Annotated in this window: 14 protein-coding genes; 5 read left to right on the top strand and 9 right to left on the bottom strand. The window is 54.1% G+C overall.

What is annotated here, in order from left to right; translation table 11 throughout:
• The first annotated feature begins 101 nt into the window (after positions 1-101).
• Complete coding sequence (locus MT343_RS06605) at positions 102-1,055, top strand: bile acid:sodium symporter family protein (protein WP_145469348.1); 954 nt, start codon at positions 102-104, stop codon at positions 1,053-1,055.
• The gene (locus MT343_RS06600) at positions 1,052-1,579 is read left to right on the top strand and encodes a DUF1439 domain-containing protein (RefSeq protein ID WP_145469347.1); all 528 of its coding nucleotides are present in this window, start codon (positions 1,052-1,054) and stop codon (positions 1,577-1,579) included. Before MT343_RS06605 ends, MT343_RS06600 begins: the two co-directional genes overlap by 4 nt.
• Positions 1,580-1,652: 73 nt before the next feature.
• Here MT343_RS06600 and MT343_RS06595 read toward each other — a convergent pair whose 3' ends face one another.
• The 4 genes from MT343_RS06595 to MT343_RS06580 all read right to left on the bottom strand — a co-directional run bounded on the left by MT343_RS06595 (position 1,653) and on the right by MT343_RS06580 (position 10,670).
• Entirely contained in the window at positions 1,653-2,186 is a 534-nt protein-coding gene (locus tag MT343_RS06595) for a cytochrome b (RefSeq protein WP_186435936.1), read from the bottom strand.
• 103 nt (positions 2,187-2,289) lie between these two features.
• Positions 2,290-2,520, bottom strand: a complete 231-nt coding sequence (locus tag MT343_RS06590; RefSeq protein ID WP_145469345.1) for a DUF2175 domain-containing protein — start codon at positions 2,518-2,520, stop codon at positions 2,290-2,292.
• A gap of 221 nt (positions 2,521-2,741) precedes the next feature.
• Complete coding sequence (locus MT343_RS06585) at positions 2,742-7,652, bottom strand: ricin-type beta-trefoil lectin domain protein (RefSeq protein ID WP_222428569.1); 4,911 nt, start codon at positions 7,650-7,652, stop codon at positions 2,742-2,744.
• A gap of 207 nt (positions 7,653-7,859) precedes the next feature.
• Positions 7,860-10,670: a ricin-type beta-trefoil lectin domain protein gene (locus MT343_RS06580; protein ID WP_145469344.1), complete on the bottom strand. Its 2,811-nt coding sequence runs from the start codon at positions 10,668-10,670 to the stop codon at positions 7,860-7,862.
• Positions 10,671-10,869: 199 nt separating this feature from the next.
• Between MT343_RS06580 and MT343_RS06575 the strand changes: the two genes are divergently transcribed.
• Positions 10,870-12,744: a methyl-accepting chemotaxis protein gene (locus tag MT343_RS06575; RefSeq protein WP_145469343.1), complete on the top strand. Its 1,875-nt coding sequence runs from the start codon at positions 10,870-10,872 to the stop codon at positions 12,742-12,744.
• Positions 12,745-13,642: 898 nt separating this feature from the next.
• Here MT343_RS06575 and MT343_RS06570 read toward each other — a convergent pair.
• The 4 genes from MT343_RS06570 to MT343_RS06555 all read right to left on the bottom strand — a co-directional run bounded on the left by MT343_RS06570 (position 13,643) and on the right by MT343_RS06555 (position 17,477).
• The gene (locus MT343_RS06570) at positions 13,643-14,764 is read right to left on the bottom strand and encodes an ATP-NAD kinase family protein (protein WP_368666043.1); all 1,122 of its coding nucleotides are present in this window, start codon (positions 14,762-14,764) and stop codon (positions 13,643-13,645) included.
• A gap of 56 nt (positions 14,765-14,820) precedes the next feature.
• Complete coding sequence (locus MT343_RS06565) at positions 14,821-15,894, bottom strand: phospholipase A (protein WP_186435934.1); 1,074 nt, start codon at positions 15,892-15,894, stop codon at positions 14,821-14,823.
• Between the two features lie 144 nt (positions 15,895-16,038).
• Positions 16,039-16,488 (bottom strand): hypothetical protein, encoded by a 450-nt coding sequence (locus MT343_RS06560; RefSeq protein WP_145469341.1) that lies wholly within the window; start codon positions 16,486-16,488, stop codon positions 16,039-16,041.
• Between the two features lie 92 nt (positions 16,489-16,580).
• The gene (locus MT343_RS06555) at positions 16,581-17,477 is read right to left on the bottom strand and encodes a DMT family transporter (RefSeq protein ID WP_145469340.1); all 897 of its coding nucleotides are present in this window, start codon (positions 17,475-17,477) and stop codon (positions 16,581-16,583) included.
• 141 nt (positions 17,478-17,618) lie between these two features.
• Here MT343_RS06555 and MT343_RS06550 point away from each other — a divergent pair, with 141 nt between their 5' ends.
• On the top strand, positions 17,619-18,119 hold the full coding sequence (locus MT343_RS06550; protein ID WP_145469339.1) for a MarR family winged helix-turn-helix transcriptional regulator: 501 nt from the start codon (positions 17,619-17,621) through the stop codon (positions 18,117-18,119).
• 118 nt (positions 18,120-18,237) lie between these two features.
• Here the strand turns inward: MT343_RS06550 and MT343_RS06545 are convergent, their stop codons facing one another.
• Positions 18,238-19,011 (bottom strand): ferredoxin--NADP reductase, encoded by a 774-nt coding sequence (locus tag MT343_RS06545; RefSeq protein ID WP_145469338.1) that lies wholly within the window; start codon positions 19,009-19,011, stop codon positions 18,238-18,240.
• A gap of 143 nt (positions 19,012-19,154) precedes the next feature.
• Between MT343_RS06545 and MT343_RS06540 the strand changes: the two genes are divergently transcribed.
• Positions 19,155-20,057 carry a LysR family transcriptional regulator gene (locus MT343_RS06540; protein ID WP_145469337.1) on the top strand — a complete coding sequence of 301 codons (903 nt, stop codon included), beginning with the start codon at positions 19,155-19,157 and terminating at the stop codon, positions 20,055-20,057.
• Positions 20,058-20,071: the final 14 nt, after the last annotated feature.

Raw genomic sequence — 20,071 nt, 5'->3', positions numbered from 1 at the left:
GAAATACCAGACAACGGATAAGCACTGACGATACACCAACGCTCAGCACTGCGCCGCAGGCGTCACTGAGGTAACATAGCGCTCTGCTTCCGGAGGCTCCTATGTTTTCTGTTAACCGTTATTTTCCCCTGCTGGCCATCGCCGTCAGCGCCCTCGCCTGGTATGAACCGCAGCCATTGCTAGGGCTGAAAGACGCCATTGTGCCGCTGCTGACCATCGTTATGTTCTGTATGGGCCTGACCCTGCGCTGGGCGGATTTTCGCCGCGTCTGGAATAAACCACAGCCTATCGCTCTGGGAGTGTTGCTGCAGTTTACCTTAATGCCATTGATCGCCTGGCTATTGGTACAGCTGCTGCAACTGCCGCCAGAGCTGGCGATTGGCCTGATCATTGTCGGCGCCTGTGCCGGCGGCACCGCCTCCAACGTGATGACCTATCTGGCCGGCGGCGATGTGGCGCTGTCGGTCAGCATGACGCTGATCTCCACCCTGTGGGGCGTGGTGCTGACGCCATGGCTGGTTGCCTTTTATTCGTCCGCTGAAATTGCCGTGGATACCCAGGCGATGATCATCAGCATCGCTCAGATTGTCTTACTGCCGATTGCCGGTGGCCTGTTGTGCAACCGCTTTCTTCCCCAGGTCGGACGCAGCCTGAACAGCCACCTGCCGGATATTGCCAGTGCCTTTATTCTCGCCATTATTGCCATCATCGTTGCCCTGAATGCTGACGAGATTGCGACCATGGGGGCACTCGCCGTTGTGGCGGTGATGCTGCATAACCTGCTGGGTCTGGCCGCGGCGTATGGCATCGCACGCTGGAATGGTCATACCGAAGTGGAAGCGCGCACCATTGCGCTGGAAGTCGGGATGCAGAATTCCGGCCTGGGCGTCGCGCTCGCACTGAAATTTTATGGCCCGATGGCCGCCCTGCCCGGCGCACTGTTCAGCGTCTGGCACAACATCAGCGGTTCTCTGCTGGCCGCTTTCTGGAAGTGGCAGACCAATAAAAAAATCCGCAATCTGAGCCAGCAGAAGGCGGTTAAGGAGCATCTGTGAAATTATTAACCACACTCTGCACCAGCAGCCTGCTGCTGTTCAGTCTTGCCGCACAGGCCTATGAAGTACGCCTCACGGAACAGCAACTGCAGCAGCAGTTAGACAGCCAGATGCCCCTGACACAAAGTCAGGGCATGGTGACGTTAACGCTGAGTAATCCAAAGCTTGATCTGCTGCCCAGCGGTAACCGCCTGAGCCTGCAAACCAATGCCGTGATTGCCACCAGCATCGGTTTGCAAAGCAGTGGCCAGCTGACCGTGGAAGGAAAAATCCGCTACGACAAAGCCAGCTACAGCTTTTTTATTGAAGAACCGGTCATCCGCCAGCTTGATATTGATGGCCTGGCTCCGTCGCTGCAGCCACAGCTGATATCACTGGCGCAGAAGGCGCTGACCCCGGCGCTGACCAAGCAGCCGGTCTACACCCTGAGCGATCAGGATATGACGGAAGCCATGGCGCGGATGATGCTGAAATCCCTGACCATCAGCGATGCCGATGTGGTTCTGGTGATGAGCCCGTTCTGAGCTGGCTCGGTCTGATCGTAACGGACAAAAAAAACCGGCGGATTGCCGGTTTTTTTATGCTGAACTGGTTTGGTTATTTTTTCAGACTCATGCGCTTCAGCGTGTCGTCTTTCAGCTTGATGTGGTGATACAGCGCCGCTCCGATATGAGCTACCAGTAAAATCACCAGTGCCCAGGCTGTCAGGCCGTGTACACCTTCAGAGAATTCATGCATATCGTGACTCTTACCTATCAGAGTGGGTAACTCCAGACCAAACAGCGCAACCGGATATCCGGCACTCTGACTCATCAGAATGCCACTGACAGGCATCAGCAGCATGCACAGATAAAGCAGTCCCTGTACGGCTTTGGCTTTAATCACATCCGCCCTTGGTATACCAGCCAACGGGGCAACCGGATTATTAAGACGTACCGGAATACGGATAATCAGCAGAATAAGCACCACTACGCCAAAGGATTTATGCAGGCCAACGAGCTGCAGTTTTTCCGGCCCGCGGGGTAATTCCTCCAGCAATATACCAATCGCCAGGAGAGCAAAAATCAGCAGGGCAGACCCCCAATGCAGCAGTTTGGTGGGCAGATTAAAATGAGCCGATGGTTGTGCCATGACAGTATCCCTATCTTTAGTAATGGCATCAGTATACGCCGAATAAAACATTGCCCAAGAGGCATAGAGGTCGTTGCTTTTTATCCGGCAAATTGCTGGGCGGCTACCAGAGTTCGATTTCGGTATGAATCGACTGACGGGAATTAACTTCAATCTGCACCAGATCCTGCAGCTCATTCAATTCCGTTGCATTCAGCTGACGCAGATTCAGAGATTTAAACACACGTTGTTCAATCAGATGACGCTCATAACAGGACTGGTGTGCAATACCGATTCCGGAAACCGTGATGGGTTTTCCGGCTAATGCCGACTGATGGCAAAACTCGCACTTCATAAACCATGCATTCCACAAAAAATAAAAAAGAATTTTATACCCCTATATAAAAAAAGGATTAATAACAATGTTATCAATCCTCTTAGAATTTGTAACTTTTATGTAATAGAAACGTACAGCGTGCTGTTCCTCAATTTTTATTCAACACAGCCTTGCTTAAACCCGCAGTCAGCCCGGTAATTTACCAGACTGACTGCAAATTTTACTCAGCGCAGTACTGCTTATTCACTGACCCATTGCTGCTGCGGTAAATGGTCACGCGACCAGATACGCACAGAGGCACCGCTGACATTTTCGGCTGACTCAACAGCGAAAGCCGTATTACGGCGGGTCGTCAGCTGTGCTCCGTCACGGATAAACTGCTGATTCCAGTCACCGTTACAGGCCCAGAGAACCAGCGCACCGTTGTCCTGCGTCTGCCCTTTATAATCCAGACACAGATTCGGATTAGCCAGCAGATGGAAACGACCGGCGCTGTCTTCACGCCATTGCTGCTTCTCATCCACACGGCACTCACTGAGTACCAGACCACTGTCCTGCTGCACCGCAACAGCCGTCAGACACAAACCACTGCCATGGCGTAAATGCCGGAAGTCAGACGGGTTCTTCTGCCAGAACTGATTGTTGTTGCCGTTTTCACTCCACATATTTACTTCACGTAACTGGCCCTGATGAGCATCAACCACTTTACCCGGATCGGCTTTAAGGCGGATCAGGTAACCGTCGGTCTGCCATTGCTGATCGGCGTTGTTATTACACTTCCACAGCGAGAACCAGCCACCGTCAGCGGCCTGACCTTTGGCACAATAATGTTCGGCCCGTTTCGGATGGAAGCGACCGAGCAGATCCTGATACCACCACTGATCGTTCCAGTCACCGCACTGATAACGGCCAATGTTGGCATCGTCACCCACACCTTCGGCCACCCAGCATTCATCCCAGTCACGCATCTGCATGCGGAAGTACTGTTTCTCAGCACCATCGAGCGAGCGTACATAGGCCAGCAACCGGGCCTGCTCAGCACTGTTCAGGCTGCGGTTGGCACCGTGTCCGGATGCCAGCACGGCTTCCAGGGTCGGCAGCTGACCATTATGGAAGTACGGCGCGGTACGCCAGACGCCGTGCAACGTTGGGGTATCAAAGCCGACTCCCGCCAGCGGTTGATTCTGGCCCAGACCGGAGTCCGGCAGAATGGTACCGACATCGTGACGTTGTCCGTCACGCTTGGTATCGCCGCTGTGACAGCCGGCACAACCAACCTCACCGAACAGGGCTTCACCACTCTGTGCCGCCGCCGTCAGTTTGCCGTTTTCACTGCGGTACGGGCTGCGCTCATAGTGTTCAAGTGAGGCAACATAAGCGGCCAGCGCATCGAGATCAGCGCTTTTGCCAGCCTTGGCCGCACCCAGTGGCGCCTGCGTTGCGTTAAAGTCAGCATCCGCGAGGAAGCCGGTACCGCCAAAGGCGTAGCGGATATCATTTTCGAAATCCTGAATTTCATCGAAATTCGCCGTCCAGTGCACCCGGCCATGGCCCAGACCCATACGTCCTTTCAGGCTGATGGTATTACGCAGACCTTCACCACGGTCGGTAAAGTCCCATACCACACCGTCATCCAGACCTTCGATATGGCAGCTGGCACAGGCCATGTAACCATCGCGGCTCATACGCAGATCACGGGCGTTATAGAAAATCTGCTTGCCGCGCAGCACCGAATCTTCCAGTTTTTCGTTGGCTACCACCATGATATCGGCAACCTTTGCCGGCGCAAAGCTGACCGATGCCAGCACATCCTTCAGATCAAACACACTGACCGAGCGGCTGGTGAAGTTATAAATAAAGGCGCGCTGACGCTCAGCATCGATATACACGCCCTGAGGCGCCAGACCACTCTGATTCAGCGCACCACGCACTGCACCGCTGTAGGCATCGACAATTTCAACGGTGTTCGAGCCCTGCAGCGCCACCAGCACGTAATCCCCCTGCGGTGAGAACGCCAGCGCATGAGCGGAATCGCGGTCGTTAAAGTCGATCTGTTCGGCAAACAGCTCGCTGCCGCTGCTCAGGTCAATCTGGTTTACCACCGTGCGTACGGTACTGTCATGGCTCAGCGGCCGGCCATCACGCACCGGCCCACGCTCGATATTCACCTTGGTTGACGGCACCCAGGCACGGCGGCCGTCCGGCGAAATCACCACCTGATGCAGATAGTTCGGCACACCACGGCCACGGTCTTCGGCGTCGGTGGTGCTGGTGTCGTTGGCCAGCAGAATGCTGTTTTCTGCCGTCATACTGCCCAGGTTCACCACACTGATTTCAGCACCACCGGTGCCGTTATTACTGATCGCTGTGCGCATACGGGTCACGTAGGCCCGTTCACTGTCGGCATCCACCGCCAGACCACGGGCATCCGGATTCACCGCAACGCGGTTCAGTTCGGCACCGCTATAAGGGTCAAAGCTGAGTAACTGACCACGGTTCTGCAGTGTTACCAGACCCAGACTCTGATCCGGAGTAAAGACAATGCCGTAAGGGCCGTCGCCATAAGGTAAGGCAACACGCTTGCGGACTTGCCCGGCGCTGTCCAGTGCCAGCAGCAGATCGTCAGCCTGCACCGCTACCCAGATCCAGCCGTTCGGACCGATGGCCAGGGTTTTCGGATCGCGCCCCACAGCCACTTCCCAGACTTTATTGAGGGAGCTGGCATTAATGGCGGTCACAGTGCCGTTATCCGGATTGACGTTATACACCTGCTGGCCATCGCCAGTGACCGGGGTTGAATTCGCCGGAGCCTGAGGTGTCAGCGGATAAGTCACCGTATGCTCGAAGCTTTGGGTTTGTTCGCCCTCCGGCGTCTGAATAGTCACAATCACCCGGTAGTGACCCGGCGTGCTGTACTGGTGGCTGACCGGGTTGGCGCTGCTGAACGGCGTCACCGTACCATCGCCAAAATTCCAGCTGATTAACGCGTTTTCACTGCCACGGATATCCACCCGGAAGCTGCCGGCGGTGTTCACCTGCTGCTGCATCTCGCGGGTATCGGCATTGATACTGAGCACCGGCGTTGCCGCCAGCGTCTGGATTTCGTTATCGGATAACACGCGGTTGTACACCCGTACATCGTCAATAACGCCCTGCAGCGCCTGCCCCTGCTGCAGAATGCGGCCTAAGGTCTGATAGCTGTTATACCAGGCGCCGCCAAGAATACCGGCGCGGGCACTGCCACTGGCAACACGCTCACCGTTCAGCCAGATACTCAGTGCACCGTCGGCAGAATTACGGCTGAGCACAACATGCCGCCATTCACCGTTATTAACAGCCTGCGGAGTACTGATGCCCGCATCGTTACCGGCGCTCAGGCGCAAGCGGCCGTTGCTGTCGAGCCAGCCCCAGAATACGTCTTCGGTACCGTTCTCATTATCACGGCCAAATAATCCCGGCGCCTGCCAGGCGTTATTGCTGCCGCTTTGCGTGGTTTTTAAATAAAACGACACCGTGGCCGAACCGCCCAGAATGCCCGAAACATCGTCATCGAGACTGAGCTGACCCGCCGCATTCAGCGCCAGACCACCTTCCGTAAACTGGCCGTTGCTGAACTCGCCGTGGTTGCCACCGGCCTCATCACGGCCATTACCATCCAGCGGCCAGTGGTAAGCCAGGCTGGCATTGGTCGCGCTGCCGGTGGTAAAGCGGCTGATATACAGACTGCTCAGGGCATTACCGGCATAGTCTTTTACGCCGCTGACCCGCAGTTCATATTCGGTGTTGGGCGCCAAAGGCTGTGCCGGGGTGAAATTCACCAGTCCCAGCCAGGCACTGTACGTACCGGCCAGCGGTGCCGAACCGGGCTCAGTGACAGGACGCAGCTGAATAGTCGCAGCACTGATGCTTTCAAAATCGACGGAGTCGGCAAAGGCAATACCAATACGGCTGGTCAGCGCCTGATTCAGTGCTCCCGGACGTGGCGACACCTGCTTCACCCAGGGAGCCGTCGTATCCGGGTGAATATCGTGCACCATAAAGGCATTACCGGTGCCGTGATCGTTACCGATAAACACCAGGTTACCAAAGGGCGCGACCTGACCATGATCGGCATTGGCGACCGGTAAGGAGCCATGGCCAATATCGGTGTAATTAAACGGGTTACTGATATCCACTTTATGCACCGCGTGTTCTATCCCCTGAAACACGTGGTTGTCCTGAACACCGCAATACAGCTGCTCATCAATCTGCAGGCTGTTGCTTTCCAGTACAAATTTACCCGGATTACTCAGGTCATAACTGACCATATAAGCGCCGGCGCCACGCACTGAAGCATGCACTTTATTGCCATCGAAACAGGTGGCGTAATAGCCCTGCGGTAAATCCGGGGTGCGGTCGAGTAAACGCGGATTGAGCGGATCGGAAATATCCAGGCTGGCAAAGCCATCGCGCTGATCCATGCTGGTGACCACCATCTGGTTGCCCAGCGTAAAGATCGGCCCGACGCGCGAACCTCCCAGCTCAGCCGGCGGTACCGGGTTCGGCCGGCCGTTGCCACGGTTAGCAATAACAGGATTCGCCGGATCGCTGGCATCAACGATAAATACCCCCTGATCCGAGGCGGCAACATAGAGGTAAGGCGCCTGCCACCACTGCTGCCAGGCAACGGCGGTATAGTCACCGGAATTCACCCCCGGCAGAACCAGCTTGCTGACCTGCTGCGGGTCGTTAAGGTCGGTGAAATCCCATATTTCGATGCCTTTAATGGTCTGCACGCTGACATAACGGCGGTCATTAATTTTGGTCAGACCAAAGGCATGGGCTTCGCGGAATTCGCCGGTACGCCCTTCCGGTTCATAAATGCGTTTTACCAGCTGGATATTGCGCGGGTCGGATACGTCATACAGCAGGAAGCCACCGGGCCCCCAGCCGCTGTCCGGTGCAAATAACGTCAGAAAATACCCGTCCACCATCATGCCGACGTTAGCACCATAAGCTTTGCGGAAAGCATAAGTCGGCGGAATGCCGTTATCCTGATTAATCCAGGATACCGGCGTGAATAATTCACTGCTGCTGTAGCTCAGATTACCAAGCCCGGGACCGGGCTGAGCTAATCCGGCAGGCGATTCCGCTGGCGGAGTATCACTCATAGCCAGCAGCGGCTGTGTCAGTGCACTGCCAAGCAGTAAGGTTGTAACGGGAAACAAAGCTTTGAGCAGCGGCTTTCGCCGCCTCCCGGAGCCATGCGGCATCCGGGATCTGTGTAACGCAGAAGTCATGATGAGTTATTCCATTTTTGTGGTTTTTATTTATAAGTTTATTTTTTAATTATTATTTATGGCCCCACAAAAAAGAGTTCAGAACTGCATTTTCCAGCGTTGTTGTGCCCCCTGATGACGTGACCAGAGACCCACATTAGAGCTGTCCTCAGTGCCATAGGCATCCAGGGCATAAGCATCCGATGAGCGCGGAATCAGCTGATAACCCTGAGCATCCGGCTGAAGGTTCCAGCGCAGGTTATCGCTGTTTACACAGTCCCAGATCACAGCTTTACCGTTATCACGTAACTGGCCTCCATGATCTAAGCATTTATTGCCGAGTGCCGATTTCAGATAGCCACTGTTGGCATCGTAAAACCAGCGCTGGGCATTACTGCCATTACATGGATAGGACTGCACATTCGTGCCGTTCCAACTGCGTGCCCCGGCAACATCCAGACATAAGCCTGAGCGGGCATTAATCAGCGAAAAACCATTGGCCGCAGTTCCTTTGTCGGCGCTATAGCCGGAATGCGTCATACTGCCGGTGAGATACACCGGGCTTTTTCCCTGCGCTAACTGATAGCGGATACCCGCCTGTAAATCCGCCAGTTCTTCGCCACTGAGCCCTGCATCCCCATGAATTAACAGGGCAAAATGCAGACTGTCAGAATTTTCTCCTTCCGTGACATCATCCCAGATGAATACCCGCTGGCCAGTGCCAGCCCCGCGATCAGAAATCATAACCACTTCATCCGCTTGCTGTGTTACCGCAGCCGATAATGTCGCGGCCGGAAAAATACCGGCATCAGTAATTACAGTAAGTTGTTCTTTTGCCAAATGCCGTGGCCAGTAAATTTCCGTCGGCGCATCGCTTAAACGTCCGCGCCAGGCAGCAAAAGAAAATTCGGTATTGCGCAGAAATTCACGTTCAGAAAATAACGGCGGTAAAGAAACACGGATACTGTGGTAGTTCATCCGGTCGCCGGCACGATCCGGTACCCGGCCTTCGTAACTGAAATGCAGAAGATCCCCCTGCAATGCACGCGGATAAGCACGCTGTACCAGTTCGGCATTAATATTGTAGTTCTGGCCATAATCACGGATGACGGAAAAATTCTCGCCATTCCAGGCATCATCGTCGGTCATTACGCGCTGAGGATTACCGTTCTGTAATTCCTGATGGTTGTCGTAATAATAGTCCCACTGCCATTGAGTACCGCTGATCAGAGGCGTATAAAAATCCACATACCGGTCTTTACCGGAAACGCGATCTGAGCTTTCCATTCCCTGATAGGTGGCATTCACCACCCGCTCGGTATCGGTATGTCCCCAACCGTCCAGCCACATACCGAACTCCGATAAAAACGGCGTAATATTCAGATAACGGGCTTCGTCACGGATCTGGTCAATATTGGAAAAATAGCTGCCATTACGCGCCACGGTTAAATCATTAACGCCCATACGGGCCTGATCATAAAAATGGCTGTTAAAAACAAAGCCATCACCGGGCTGATAGGTTAAGTGATGGCCACCGGTTGCCGGTGCAACGGCTCCGGCAATAGAACTCCAGAACACCATCGGCTCGGCAAACACCGGGGTATTACTCCAGCCGCGCTGATCCATTTCTGCACGCACACGCTGATAAAATGGCCACAGCACCTCATTATCCCAGTCGGCATAGCTCATATTGCCGATGCCACCGTCAAAGGGCTCATTAACCGGATCAACGCCAATAATCATCGCCCGCTGTGCGGCTGTTAGATGTGTCTGCAGATAATTCAGCATTTCCCCCAGCTGCCAGACAAACTGGCTCTGGACAAAATCCAGTTGCGGCATAAGAGAGAGGCCGGTGGCGGCATCACGCAGCTGAAACTGCTGATGGCTGTCTGTAACCTGACTGGCTGCCACACACTCATCCAGCTGCACATTACCGTTATTCAGGCTCAGGCATTTATTCAAGTCCAGCACAGCGTGTACGCGGCCATAAGCATCCGCCATAAATTGCTGCGCGCTGCTGCCGTTGCATTGATACACCTGAATATCGGTACCCGCTGCGGTTTTGGCACCGGCTACATCCAGACACTGTCCCGTGTCCGTAAGGCTGCGTAAGGTGCCATCCTGCCGATAATGCCAACGCTGATTAGCACCGCCATGGCAGCTCCAGCCGCCAACGGTGACCGAATTCCCGGCCTGGCCACCAGCAATATCCACGCACTGATCCAACGCAGGCAGATAGAGTTCAATATCGGCCAGATCCTGATTCAGCGCCCAGTGGTCAGCCCAGAAACCACGCATGGCATTACGTACCGCCGAATCGGATTGCTTGTGCGCAGCCCAGGTCAGCTGACAGGGCAGACCACAATCATCCTTGCCGTAAACATCGCTTACCGCCCAGCGCGGCGCACCATTACCGGTATCGCCGGAATCGGCCGTAAAGGTATGGCGGCTGTATAAATCCGAGTGATAATCCAACAGCACATACAGTCCGAGGTCCGCTGCGATGGCAATCTGCTGGCTGAGCGCCGCCAGATAATCTTCATCCACCTGCCCCGGCTGCGGTTGCACACCTTCCCATGCCAGGGTGTAGCGAATCAGATTGGCACCGGTTTTGTCCTTCAGTAAGCCCAGACTGACCTGCGCATCTTCACTGTTTTTAAAGGCTTTAAAGCCCGATTCTGCCAGCTTCACTTCACCGGATACGTTGAAGCCACGGAATCCAAGCTCGCGGCCAGAGGCAGCGGCAAAGACCTTATCCTGTTGACCGGCAACGACTTTTTCTCTGATAAGCACCTCATCTGCAGCAGGAATGCTGTGCAAAGCAACAGCCTGCAGGGGGAGCAGTGTCAAAGCAGAAAGAATACAAAAACCGGTGCGCCGGTAGCGGCTGGCGTGAGTAATAATCGACATGGTAAGGCCCTGTTATTTTTTATTATGGTACTTACGTATTAAATTAGCAGGGATATATCCGTACTCCCTAGGACTTGCCATGCCAATGGCTACACCGGAAACAGCGATACGCAGCCAAAACCTGCCATATACTGCATAGCACTGGCGCCCTACGGCAGTTGTTCTAGTCTTCTGTCATAGCTACATAAAGGTTAACCCCATGGTTATTGACAATTTCAGCATTAAAAGTAAACACAGCATGATTCTGGTGCTGGTTGTTCTTGGCCTGATAATTACATCAGCACTGAGCGTACAGCAGTTTTCCCGCCTTGGTGCTTTATCTGATGTGCTGTATCAACAGCAAACGGTGAGTGGCGATATTCTGCTGCTGCGCCGTAATGAAAAGGATTTTCTGGCACGCAAGGATATGAAGTATGTCCAGCAGTTCGGTACCGTCGCAGATAAAACTCAGGATGACATCACGAAACTGAACAGCCACATGCGGGGACTGGGTCTGAATACCACTCAGGTCCAGCAACTGAGCACCCAGGTGAATGGTTACCGCAAGATATTTGATACCCTTGCCGCTGCTCAGCAGGAAATCGGTCTGGACCCTAAAAGCGGTCTGTATGGCGGCCTGCGCAAAGCCGTACATGATATCGAAACCTCGGCAAAATCTTCCGAAGACTATGAGCTGCTTTATTACATGCTGATGCTGCGCCGCCATGAAAAAGATTTTATGTTGCGCAGCGACCCATCCTATATGGATAAATTCAAAGCGGGTATTAACGATTTCAGTCAGGCGCTGGAACGCAGCAGTCTGGCCGGTAACAGTCAGGTTCAGCAGGAACTCAGGAGTTACCAGGATCAGTTCACCACACTGTTCAATAAAGAGCAGCTGATGGGATTAAACGAAAAAGAAGGTCTGCGCGGCGAGATGCGCAGCACCATCCATAAAACCGAAACCATTTTTGATGAGCTGACGGTCTACATCACCAGCGAAATGGAAACCATGACTCAGCGGGTATATACAACCCTCACGCTGAGCATCCTGTTAACCTTCGCCGTGGTTGCAACCCTGACCTTTCTGGTATCCCGTGCGATTTACCAGCCTGTGCAGAATATTACCGGAAAAATTCAGCGCATTGCCCGCGACCTCGACCTGACACAATTAATCGGTCACCGCTCCGGTGATGAGATTGGTATTTTATCTCATGCCTTTGACGCTTTAATTGCCACACTGCGCGAAACCGTTGAGCAGGTAAAATCCGGTGCAACCGAAGTAGCCTCCGCATCGGAAGAGATGTCAGCCATTACCCGTGAAGTCGGCGATGCCAGCAATCAGCAACAGGAAGAAGTTGCCCAGGCGGTTACTGCCATGACCGAAATGACCTCAACTATTCAGAACATTGCCGGCAATGCTAATCAGGCAGCCAGTGCGGTCAACGAAGTACATCGCGAGGTCAGTCGCGGAAAAAGTATTTCGGATGAAGCCCGCCACGAAATTGAAACCCTCAACAGTGAAATTCTGGAGGCCACTAAGGCCATCGAAAAACTGCAGAAAGACAGTGAAAGTATCGGCGCGATTCTGGGTGAAATCAGTGCCATTGCCGAACAAACAAATCTGCTGGCTCTGAACGCTGCCATTGAGGCCGCACGTGCCGGCGAGCAGGGACGTGGCTTTGCCGTGGTTGCCGATGAAGTGCGGACATTGGCCAGCCGAACTCAGGAATCCACTGAGTCTATTCGGGCAACCATCAACGAATTTAATAAAGGAACCGCTGAAGTGGTCAACACCGTGCTGAAATCCCGTGACCGCGCCGAAACCGGTATCGCCCGCGTAAGTGAAGCCAGTGAAGCTCTGCAGGTGATTTACAGCAACATCAGCAGCATCAACGACCTGAACACCCAGATCGCCACTGCAGCCGAAGAGCAAAGCTATGCTGCCGAAGAGATTAACCGCAACGTCGTACGTGTTAATGAGTTGGCCAGTACCAGCCATGAGCAGGCGTCTCAGGCGGCCTTGGCCAGTGCGGCACTGGCAGAACTGGCAGCGCGTCTGAATCAGACGGTAGAGAAATTTGTCGTCAACTGATGACTCAATCTTCCACCGGGAAAACAATAAAAGAACCGGCCAACGCCCATTACTGTCCCACAGTTTGGAGTGACATTGTGTCACTCCAAACTGCAGCATTCATAGACTACTATTTTTCAATCTGAAACGCCTTTCCGGGGCAAGCCCCTGGACCCCTGCAAGGAGAGGTATCTCCTTACGATCCTCTCTTTTCGGCGCGTCCGGCCTGACTTAGAAAAAAGAGGGCAGCCAACTGTGATTATGCGGCACGCAAAACAATTCGCCCCGGAACGACGCTTTAAAACACCAATAAGTTGTATCGTTCCGGGGCAGGGTTTTGCTCTGAAGGCCGCAGAATCATCTGGTTGTCTGGCGCCGCACGATCGCCGGTTTAAGTAATTCGCTCAGCCGCATTTCAAAGGAAACCGTGTTTGAGACATGAGACTTAAAAGAATACGTTTGATTTGAAAAGCGGAATCGCGGTGATGGTTTTCTGCGCCTCTGGGGCCGCCGCAGAAACCGATGATATTTCTGGTCTGTCCGCAGGGATGCGGGCAAGCCCTGTCTTTTAAAGAAAGGGGCCATGGATGGCCGATGAGCCGCGCGGCCAGTAAATATCAAGGTTTCAAGGACTATTTTGCCGGAGCAAAATGAACAGCCGAAGGCTGGCGCGCAGCGCGAAGGGCAGGACGCCCGGAGTCTCACGGCCCAGAAAGCGCGAAGCTGGGGTCGGCCCGCCGGCAAGGGGATAAGTTCCCCTGGGAGGCATTGGGCCTGGATGTTAAAAAATGCTGTTTTTGTCAGCTGCGGTGCTGATTAAAAACTGTGGAGCAGCAGTGGGCCAGTGCCGTTTTTTTATTGTTTAAACATTGTTCTTCAGCCTGCGATCAGCGACCTGCTGACACCGGTTTAACCGCTTCTATATCAGGGTATGTACGATCTGATCACGATAACCGGTAGTGATTTCAATGGTCCCGGCCCAGTCTTTATCCAATTGAGGATCACCACTGTCCATAATTAACGGCCGGCCATTCAGTGCGCCAATTTTTGTTTTGGTTGAAATAAGGCGGATATTCTTTTTACCCAGCAAACGCAAAATCTCCGGACTGAACTGCTGATTACCACGGCCGAAAATATGTCCCTGACCGCCCATCACACTGACAATCGCCTGAGCCTGCGGATATTCTGCCAATAGCCTGAGTATTTCAGCCGCGGTTAAATCTTTACCAATCTGCTCGCGGTTAAAGACAGCATCCACACCCAGCAGAGTATTATCGAGCCCTAATTCATCCATCACCGCTTGTGTGGTTTTGCCTGAGCCAACCAGATACAACACATCATCGTCCATATCGGCACAGATAAAGGCAGCAATATCAGCCAGCACCAGCTCCTCAACTTCAACGCCGCCCTGCTTTACCGCCTGCACAAAATGCCCGGCCTGCGGCACACGCATTTCACCGTAATGCCGTGCTCGTACCTGATTATTACGAAAAGCCTCTTCATCCAGATCACGTACTTCGGCTTCTTTAATATCCACCAGTCCGCCTTCGAGCAGACTGCGCACCACCTCACCGGAAGCCGCCGGAGTAATGCCATACACCGCCGAATGAATTTTCACGCCAGCCGGAATACCGAGTACAGGTAAGGTATCACCAATAACCGCACAGATATCGCGGGCGGTGCCATCGCCACCGGCGAATAACAGTAAATCGACGTTATTCTCCAGCATTGCGGCCGCCGCCAGGCGGGTATGTTCGGCACTGGTATTCACCTGTGGAATATCGGCGTCGATCAGACGGTAAGAAAAACCCAGCTCCGTCAGCAGATCGGCCCCCATTTCTCCGGGACAAGTCAGAAAGTGGCAACGCTCTTTTAATGCCATCAAAACATCCAGCGCCTGACGGGCACGTAATACAGCTTTACGCTCAGCGCCACGGGCCAGAGCTTCGGCAACGATGTCCGCGCCGTCACTGCCCTTAAGGCCAACGGCGCCACCGATACCGGCATAAGGATTAATAATAAGTCCGAGGGTTAACATCATAGAAATTCCGGCCTGAATGCGCGGCGATTATACCGCGCTATTGTTATACAGCCAGCTCAGAACCAGTCGCTGAGTTTAATGCCGACGCCAATACGCTCCTGATAGCGGTTGTAATCAATCAGGCTTTCACCGTAACCATTAAAATACTGCACAAAGCCTTTGATTTTACGGTTGAGCGGAAAGGTCCAGCCGATTTCAATCGCGCCACGGTTTTTATCCGGATTCAGATTATTGCGCAACATAGTGCTGATATTGTGGTTGCCCATGACATGGATATAGGTGAATTCACCGTTACCCATATAATCGTCGATATCCGGGTTATCATTATCGGCGGGGTCAAAAGGATCAGCCTTACTTTCTTCCGGCAGGCGCCACCAGATCCGGGTGGAATAGATCCCTGTAGACGATACCGATGCAACCTGGGCAATAACCCGGTTCCAGCTGCGCGACATCGAGCTGGTCTGACCATTGGACTGGTGATTAATGGCCAGAGAAAAATAATCAACCCATTTATTTTGTGGCTGCCAGGAAAATATCAGCTCGGGTTCGTGGTTGGTTTCACGGAATGGCCGGGAAATATCGCCGTTGTACGCCTGCCAGAAGGAACGGTTGGTATAAGCCACATCAATGCTGCTGAATTTTCCCAGCAGACCTTCGGACAAACGGTATTTGATACTGAGCTGAAATACCGCCTCCAGATGATCATTGCCAGCTTCGCGTTCAGCGTCAGGATCTCCGGTGTAATGTTGCAAAACCCGATTCTGTTCACGATCACTGGGACGGCCCTGATAAGACAGAGGCAACACATAATTAGGCCGGTGCGGGAGCATCACGTAAGGACTGTCGGATGCCAGGCGCTCAACCTGAATTTTTTCAACCAATTGCGGCAGGTTGTCACGCAATGCTGGTTTGAACTCATCATCCGCAATCATATCAACCGGTTGCTGCTTGGTTTTCAGCGGCCCGGTGGCGGGTAATAATTCTTCCAGCACCGTCGGTTCGCTACCGGCTCCGGCATCAGCCTCAGTGTCTTCAGCATTGGCCACAAAAACAGGACACAGCATTGAGACCAGAACCGGGACCAGTAACGATACCTTTAAAATCAGAACAGCAGGGTTAAGCAGCTTCATACGGATTCCATCGCCAGACATTGCGCGGCCAATATAGCCGTGCCCTGAGCGAAGTGCGAGAGCAGCCTCTACCTGTCCGGCCATTTTCCCGCCAAACAGCGCAGACACTCTGTCTCCCAGCTGCAACGATCGGCGTGCGCTGGCTTAAACCGTCATGCCGTCCGCTTCAAGATACGGTGTGCGGATGGCCTGATATTCATTTTTGCAGCCCGGACAGATGCGGATGTCTTTACTCAGAATCCGGCTGTGAAGATGCAGTAATTGCTGCTTACTCTCCCAGCAGTAGGAGCAATAAGGCTGACCATAAGGACGGCCATCCAGCGTTTTGTAATAGCCATCACCGCGGCGGCGCAGATTGCCTTTGTACACCAGTGCTTCATGTAAGCGGATCAGTTCTTCGTCACGGGCTTCACACACGCCCTGCAGCAAAGCCAGCTCCATTTTACTGGAGGCAACCGCCGAGGTAAGTTCAGCCAGCAGACGCTTCAGCTCTGTTTTATCCAGCACATAACCGGCGTCGCGTATCTGCTTACCGACATCCTGAGCAAAGTTCAGGCTGCGCAGTACATCTTCTACGGTACCTTGTCCGGGCATTGTCATTCTCCTGTCACACGATCATTCAAATAACGCCGGAAATCCGACGATTTATTTAGCTAACCGGAGACATTGCAGCTTCAGTGCCAGTTTTAACTGACCCTGGCTGCAGACAAATGCCGCTGCGCCGCCGGATGCTGAGCCAGCAACACACAGAACAGCACCAGTGCAATGGCAAAAGCCTGACTGATATTCATCAGTTCACCCATCACCAGAACACCGGCCAATACTGCCACCACCGGATTAATCAGCCCCATAAAGGCCAGCTTATCAACGGCAATCAGGGTAATAGCACGGAACCACAGGTAATAACCCAGTCCCATACCCACCGGTCCGAGCCAGACCAGCGCCAGCACGCCCTGAGTATCCAGTGCCGGAAACGGCCGTCCCCAGAGCAGCATCAGCAGCAATAACACAACACCGGCACTGAACAACTGCGCACTGGCCAGTACCAGCGGTTTGATACCGCGCCCCAGAACCGGCATCAGCAACACGCCCAGCGCCATGCAGAATGCCGCCGCCAAAGCCAGCGCCACTCCCGTCCAGTCAGGTTCAGCCGGAGCCTGCCAGACCAGCAGCCCAACCCCCGCCATCCCGCCCACCGCAGCCAGCAACTGCAAAGGGGCCGGCAGCCTGCCCTGCAACGCGCGCAACAGCAGTAACTGCAGCGGCATACTGGCCGTCAGTGTCGCTGCCATGCCGCCCGGTAAGCGCTGAATAGCACCAAACAACAACACCGTGAAGATGCCGATATTCAGCGCACTGAGCACCACAATGTTCAGCCAATGCCGGCGCCACACCGCCAGCGGCACCAGCCATACCATCATCACGCCGGGCACCACGATGCGCAGCGTCGCCAGCCAGAATGGATCAACTCCGGGGAGAAAAGCCTGCGTCACCGCGTAGGTTGTTCCCCACAACAAAGGAGCTGCCACGGCCATCAGCCATAGCGGCAAACCAACGGGTATATCTTTACTGCTCGCTGTCATTTCTGCCCACCATTTATCTTCATGTTAAGATATTTCAAGCAAAGATATCCCTAACGACGATCCCGGTCAAATATCTTTATGTTAAGATATTTCCCGGGCACACTGAACAGATTCCGTTTTACACAGGAAAAGCGACACCTTATGACTCAGGATCATGTGGATTTTATTGCTGACCAATGGCAGCAGGAGCGGCCAGACCTGGATATCTGGCCGATGCAGGCGGTGGGCCGGCTATCGCGTCTGGCAAACTATACCCGTCAGGAAATCAGCGAACTGCATAAGCAGCTGGGGCTCGCCAGTGGTGAGTTTGATGTGCTGGCCACCCTGCTGCGCAGCGGCCCGCCCTACCGCTTAACTCCGACGGTTCTGTTTAAATCGGCCATGCTGACCTCCGGTGCCATGACCAACCGTCTGAACCGGCTGGAACAACGCGGCCTGATTGAGCGCCTGCCCGATCCCGATGACCGCCGCAGCCTGCTGGTACAGCTGAGCGACAGTGGCCGCGAACTGATTAACCGTGCAGTTGAGCACCATCTGCAATTGCAGGCACGTCTGCTCAACGCATTGCAGCCTGAACAACAACGGCAACTGAACGATCTGCTGCGTCAGTTGCTGCTCAGTTTTGAGCATGCAGAGGAATAACGGCCAATAAAAAAGCCCACCCGTTCTCTGTTCTGACGGGCCAAGATTCCGGCAGAACAGAGAACGGGCGGGCTTACCCGCTTGCCGCTATCACGGCGAATTCATTGGCAACAGCGCCTTACTTTTCGACGAAGGCACGCTCAATCACATAATGCCCCGGCTTACCGCCACGCGCTTCTTCAAAGCCCATGTCATCGAGAATTCTGGTCAGGTCATCCAGCATCGCCGGGCTGCCGCACAGCATAAAGCGGTCGGTTTCCGGGTTCAGATCGGCCAGGCCGATATCACGGGTCAGCTTGCCACTGGTCAGCGCATCGGTCAGGCGGCCGTTATTACGGAACGGCTCGCGGGTCACCGTTGGGTAATAAATCAGTTTTTCGCGCACCACATCGCCAAAATATTCGTTGTTCGGCAGTTCGTGCTCAATACGCTGCTGATACGCCAGCTCGGATACCCAACGCACGCCGTGGGTCAGAATCACTTTGTCGTACTGCTCGTACACATCCAGATCTTTGATGATGCTCATAAAAGGCGCTAACCCCGTGCCGGTGCTCAGCAGATAGAGGTTTTTACCGGGCAGCAGGTTATCGGTAATCAGTGTGCCCACCGGCTTGGTACCCACCAGAATTTCATCGCCAACCTGCAGCTTTTGCAGGTGAGAGGTCAGCGGGCCGTCCTGCACTTTGATGGAGAAAAACTCCATCTCTTCTTCATAGTTAGCGCTGGCAATGCTGTAAGCACGCAGCAGTGGCTTATCTTCCACTTCCAGACCAATCATCGTGAAATGACCATTCTTGAAACGCAGCCCCTGATTACGGGTGGTGGTAAAGCTGAACAGGGTTTCATTCCAGTGATGCACACTGGTAACAGTTTCGCGGATCAGATTGCTCATAATGGCTGGTTCCTGGCGGCCAATTTAACTTGTCAGGCAGAGTAACCCACGGCAGACTATCGGCAAATCAAGTTATCTGAATAACTTTATTCGGTTTTACCGAATAACAACCCGATGCCGGCTCCGGCATCTCCGAGGCCGCCATGCGTTACACCCTGCGTCAGCTGCAAGTGTTTATTGCCATTGCCCACCACCAGAACCTGACCCGCGCCGCCGATGAACTGGCCATGTCGCAGAGTGCCGCCAGCAGCGCGTTAAAAGACTTTGAGCATCAGTTTGCCGTGCAGCTGTTTGACCGTGTCGGCAAGCGCCTGCAGCTGAACGAACAGGGCCGGCTGGTACGCCCACGGGCCGAAGCGCTGCTGGCTCAGGCACAGGATTTCGAACAGATACTGCTGCGCCATGCCGAAGCCGGGCCGCTGAATGTGGGTGCGACCCTGTCCATCGGTAATTATCTGGCGGTGGGTTTAATGGCGAAATATATGGCCGAACACCCGGATGCACCGGTGCGGCTGGATGTGGCCAACACCCGCCAGATTGCCGACAAAGTGCTGAACTACGAGCTGGACATCGGCCTGATTGAAGGCGAGCTGAATCATCCGGAACTGGAAATGATTCCCTGGCATAACGACGAACTGGCGGTGTTTTGCCACCCCGACGACGAGCTGGCGCACAAGCAACAACAGCAGGGCCATATCGATGACAGCGACTTACTCGCAGCCCGCTGGATTCTGCGCGAAAGCGGCTCCGGCACCCGGCAGGCCTTTGACCGCGCCCTGCACGGCCTGCTGCCCGACCTCAACATCACCCTTGAGCTACAGCACACCGAAGCCATTAAGCGTGCGGTGGAAGCGCGGCTCGGTATCGGCTGTCTGTCGCAGATTACCCTTACCGATGCTTTCCGCCGTGGCAGCCTGGTGCATTTAACAGCCCCGCAACGCGACTTCAGCCGCCAGCTGTACATGATTGTGCACCGCCAGAAATACCGCAGCGCCGGTATTCAGGCCTGGATTGAGCTGTGCCGTAACCATGCCCTCAATCCCTGAGGCACGTCGTTAAC

Source organism: Venatorbacter sp. C2-1, from assembly GCF_022832715.1.
In the GTDB taxonomy this organism is placed as follows: Bacteria; Pseudomonadota; Gammaproteobacteria; order Pseudomonadales; family Oceanobacteraceae; genus Venatoribacter; species Venatoribacter alkanivorans.
Note: the sequence above shows the minus strand (reverse complement) of the source record. Positions and strands in the feature narration are given on the sequence as shown.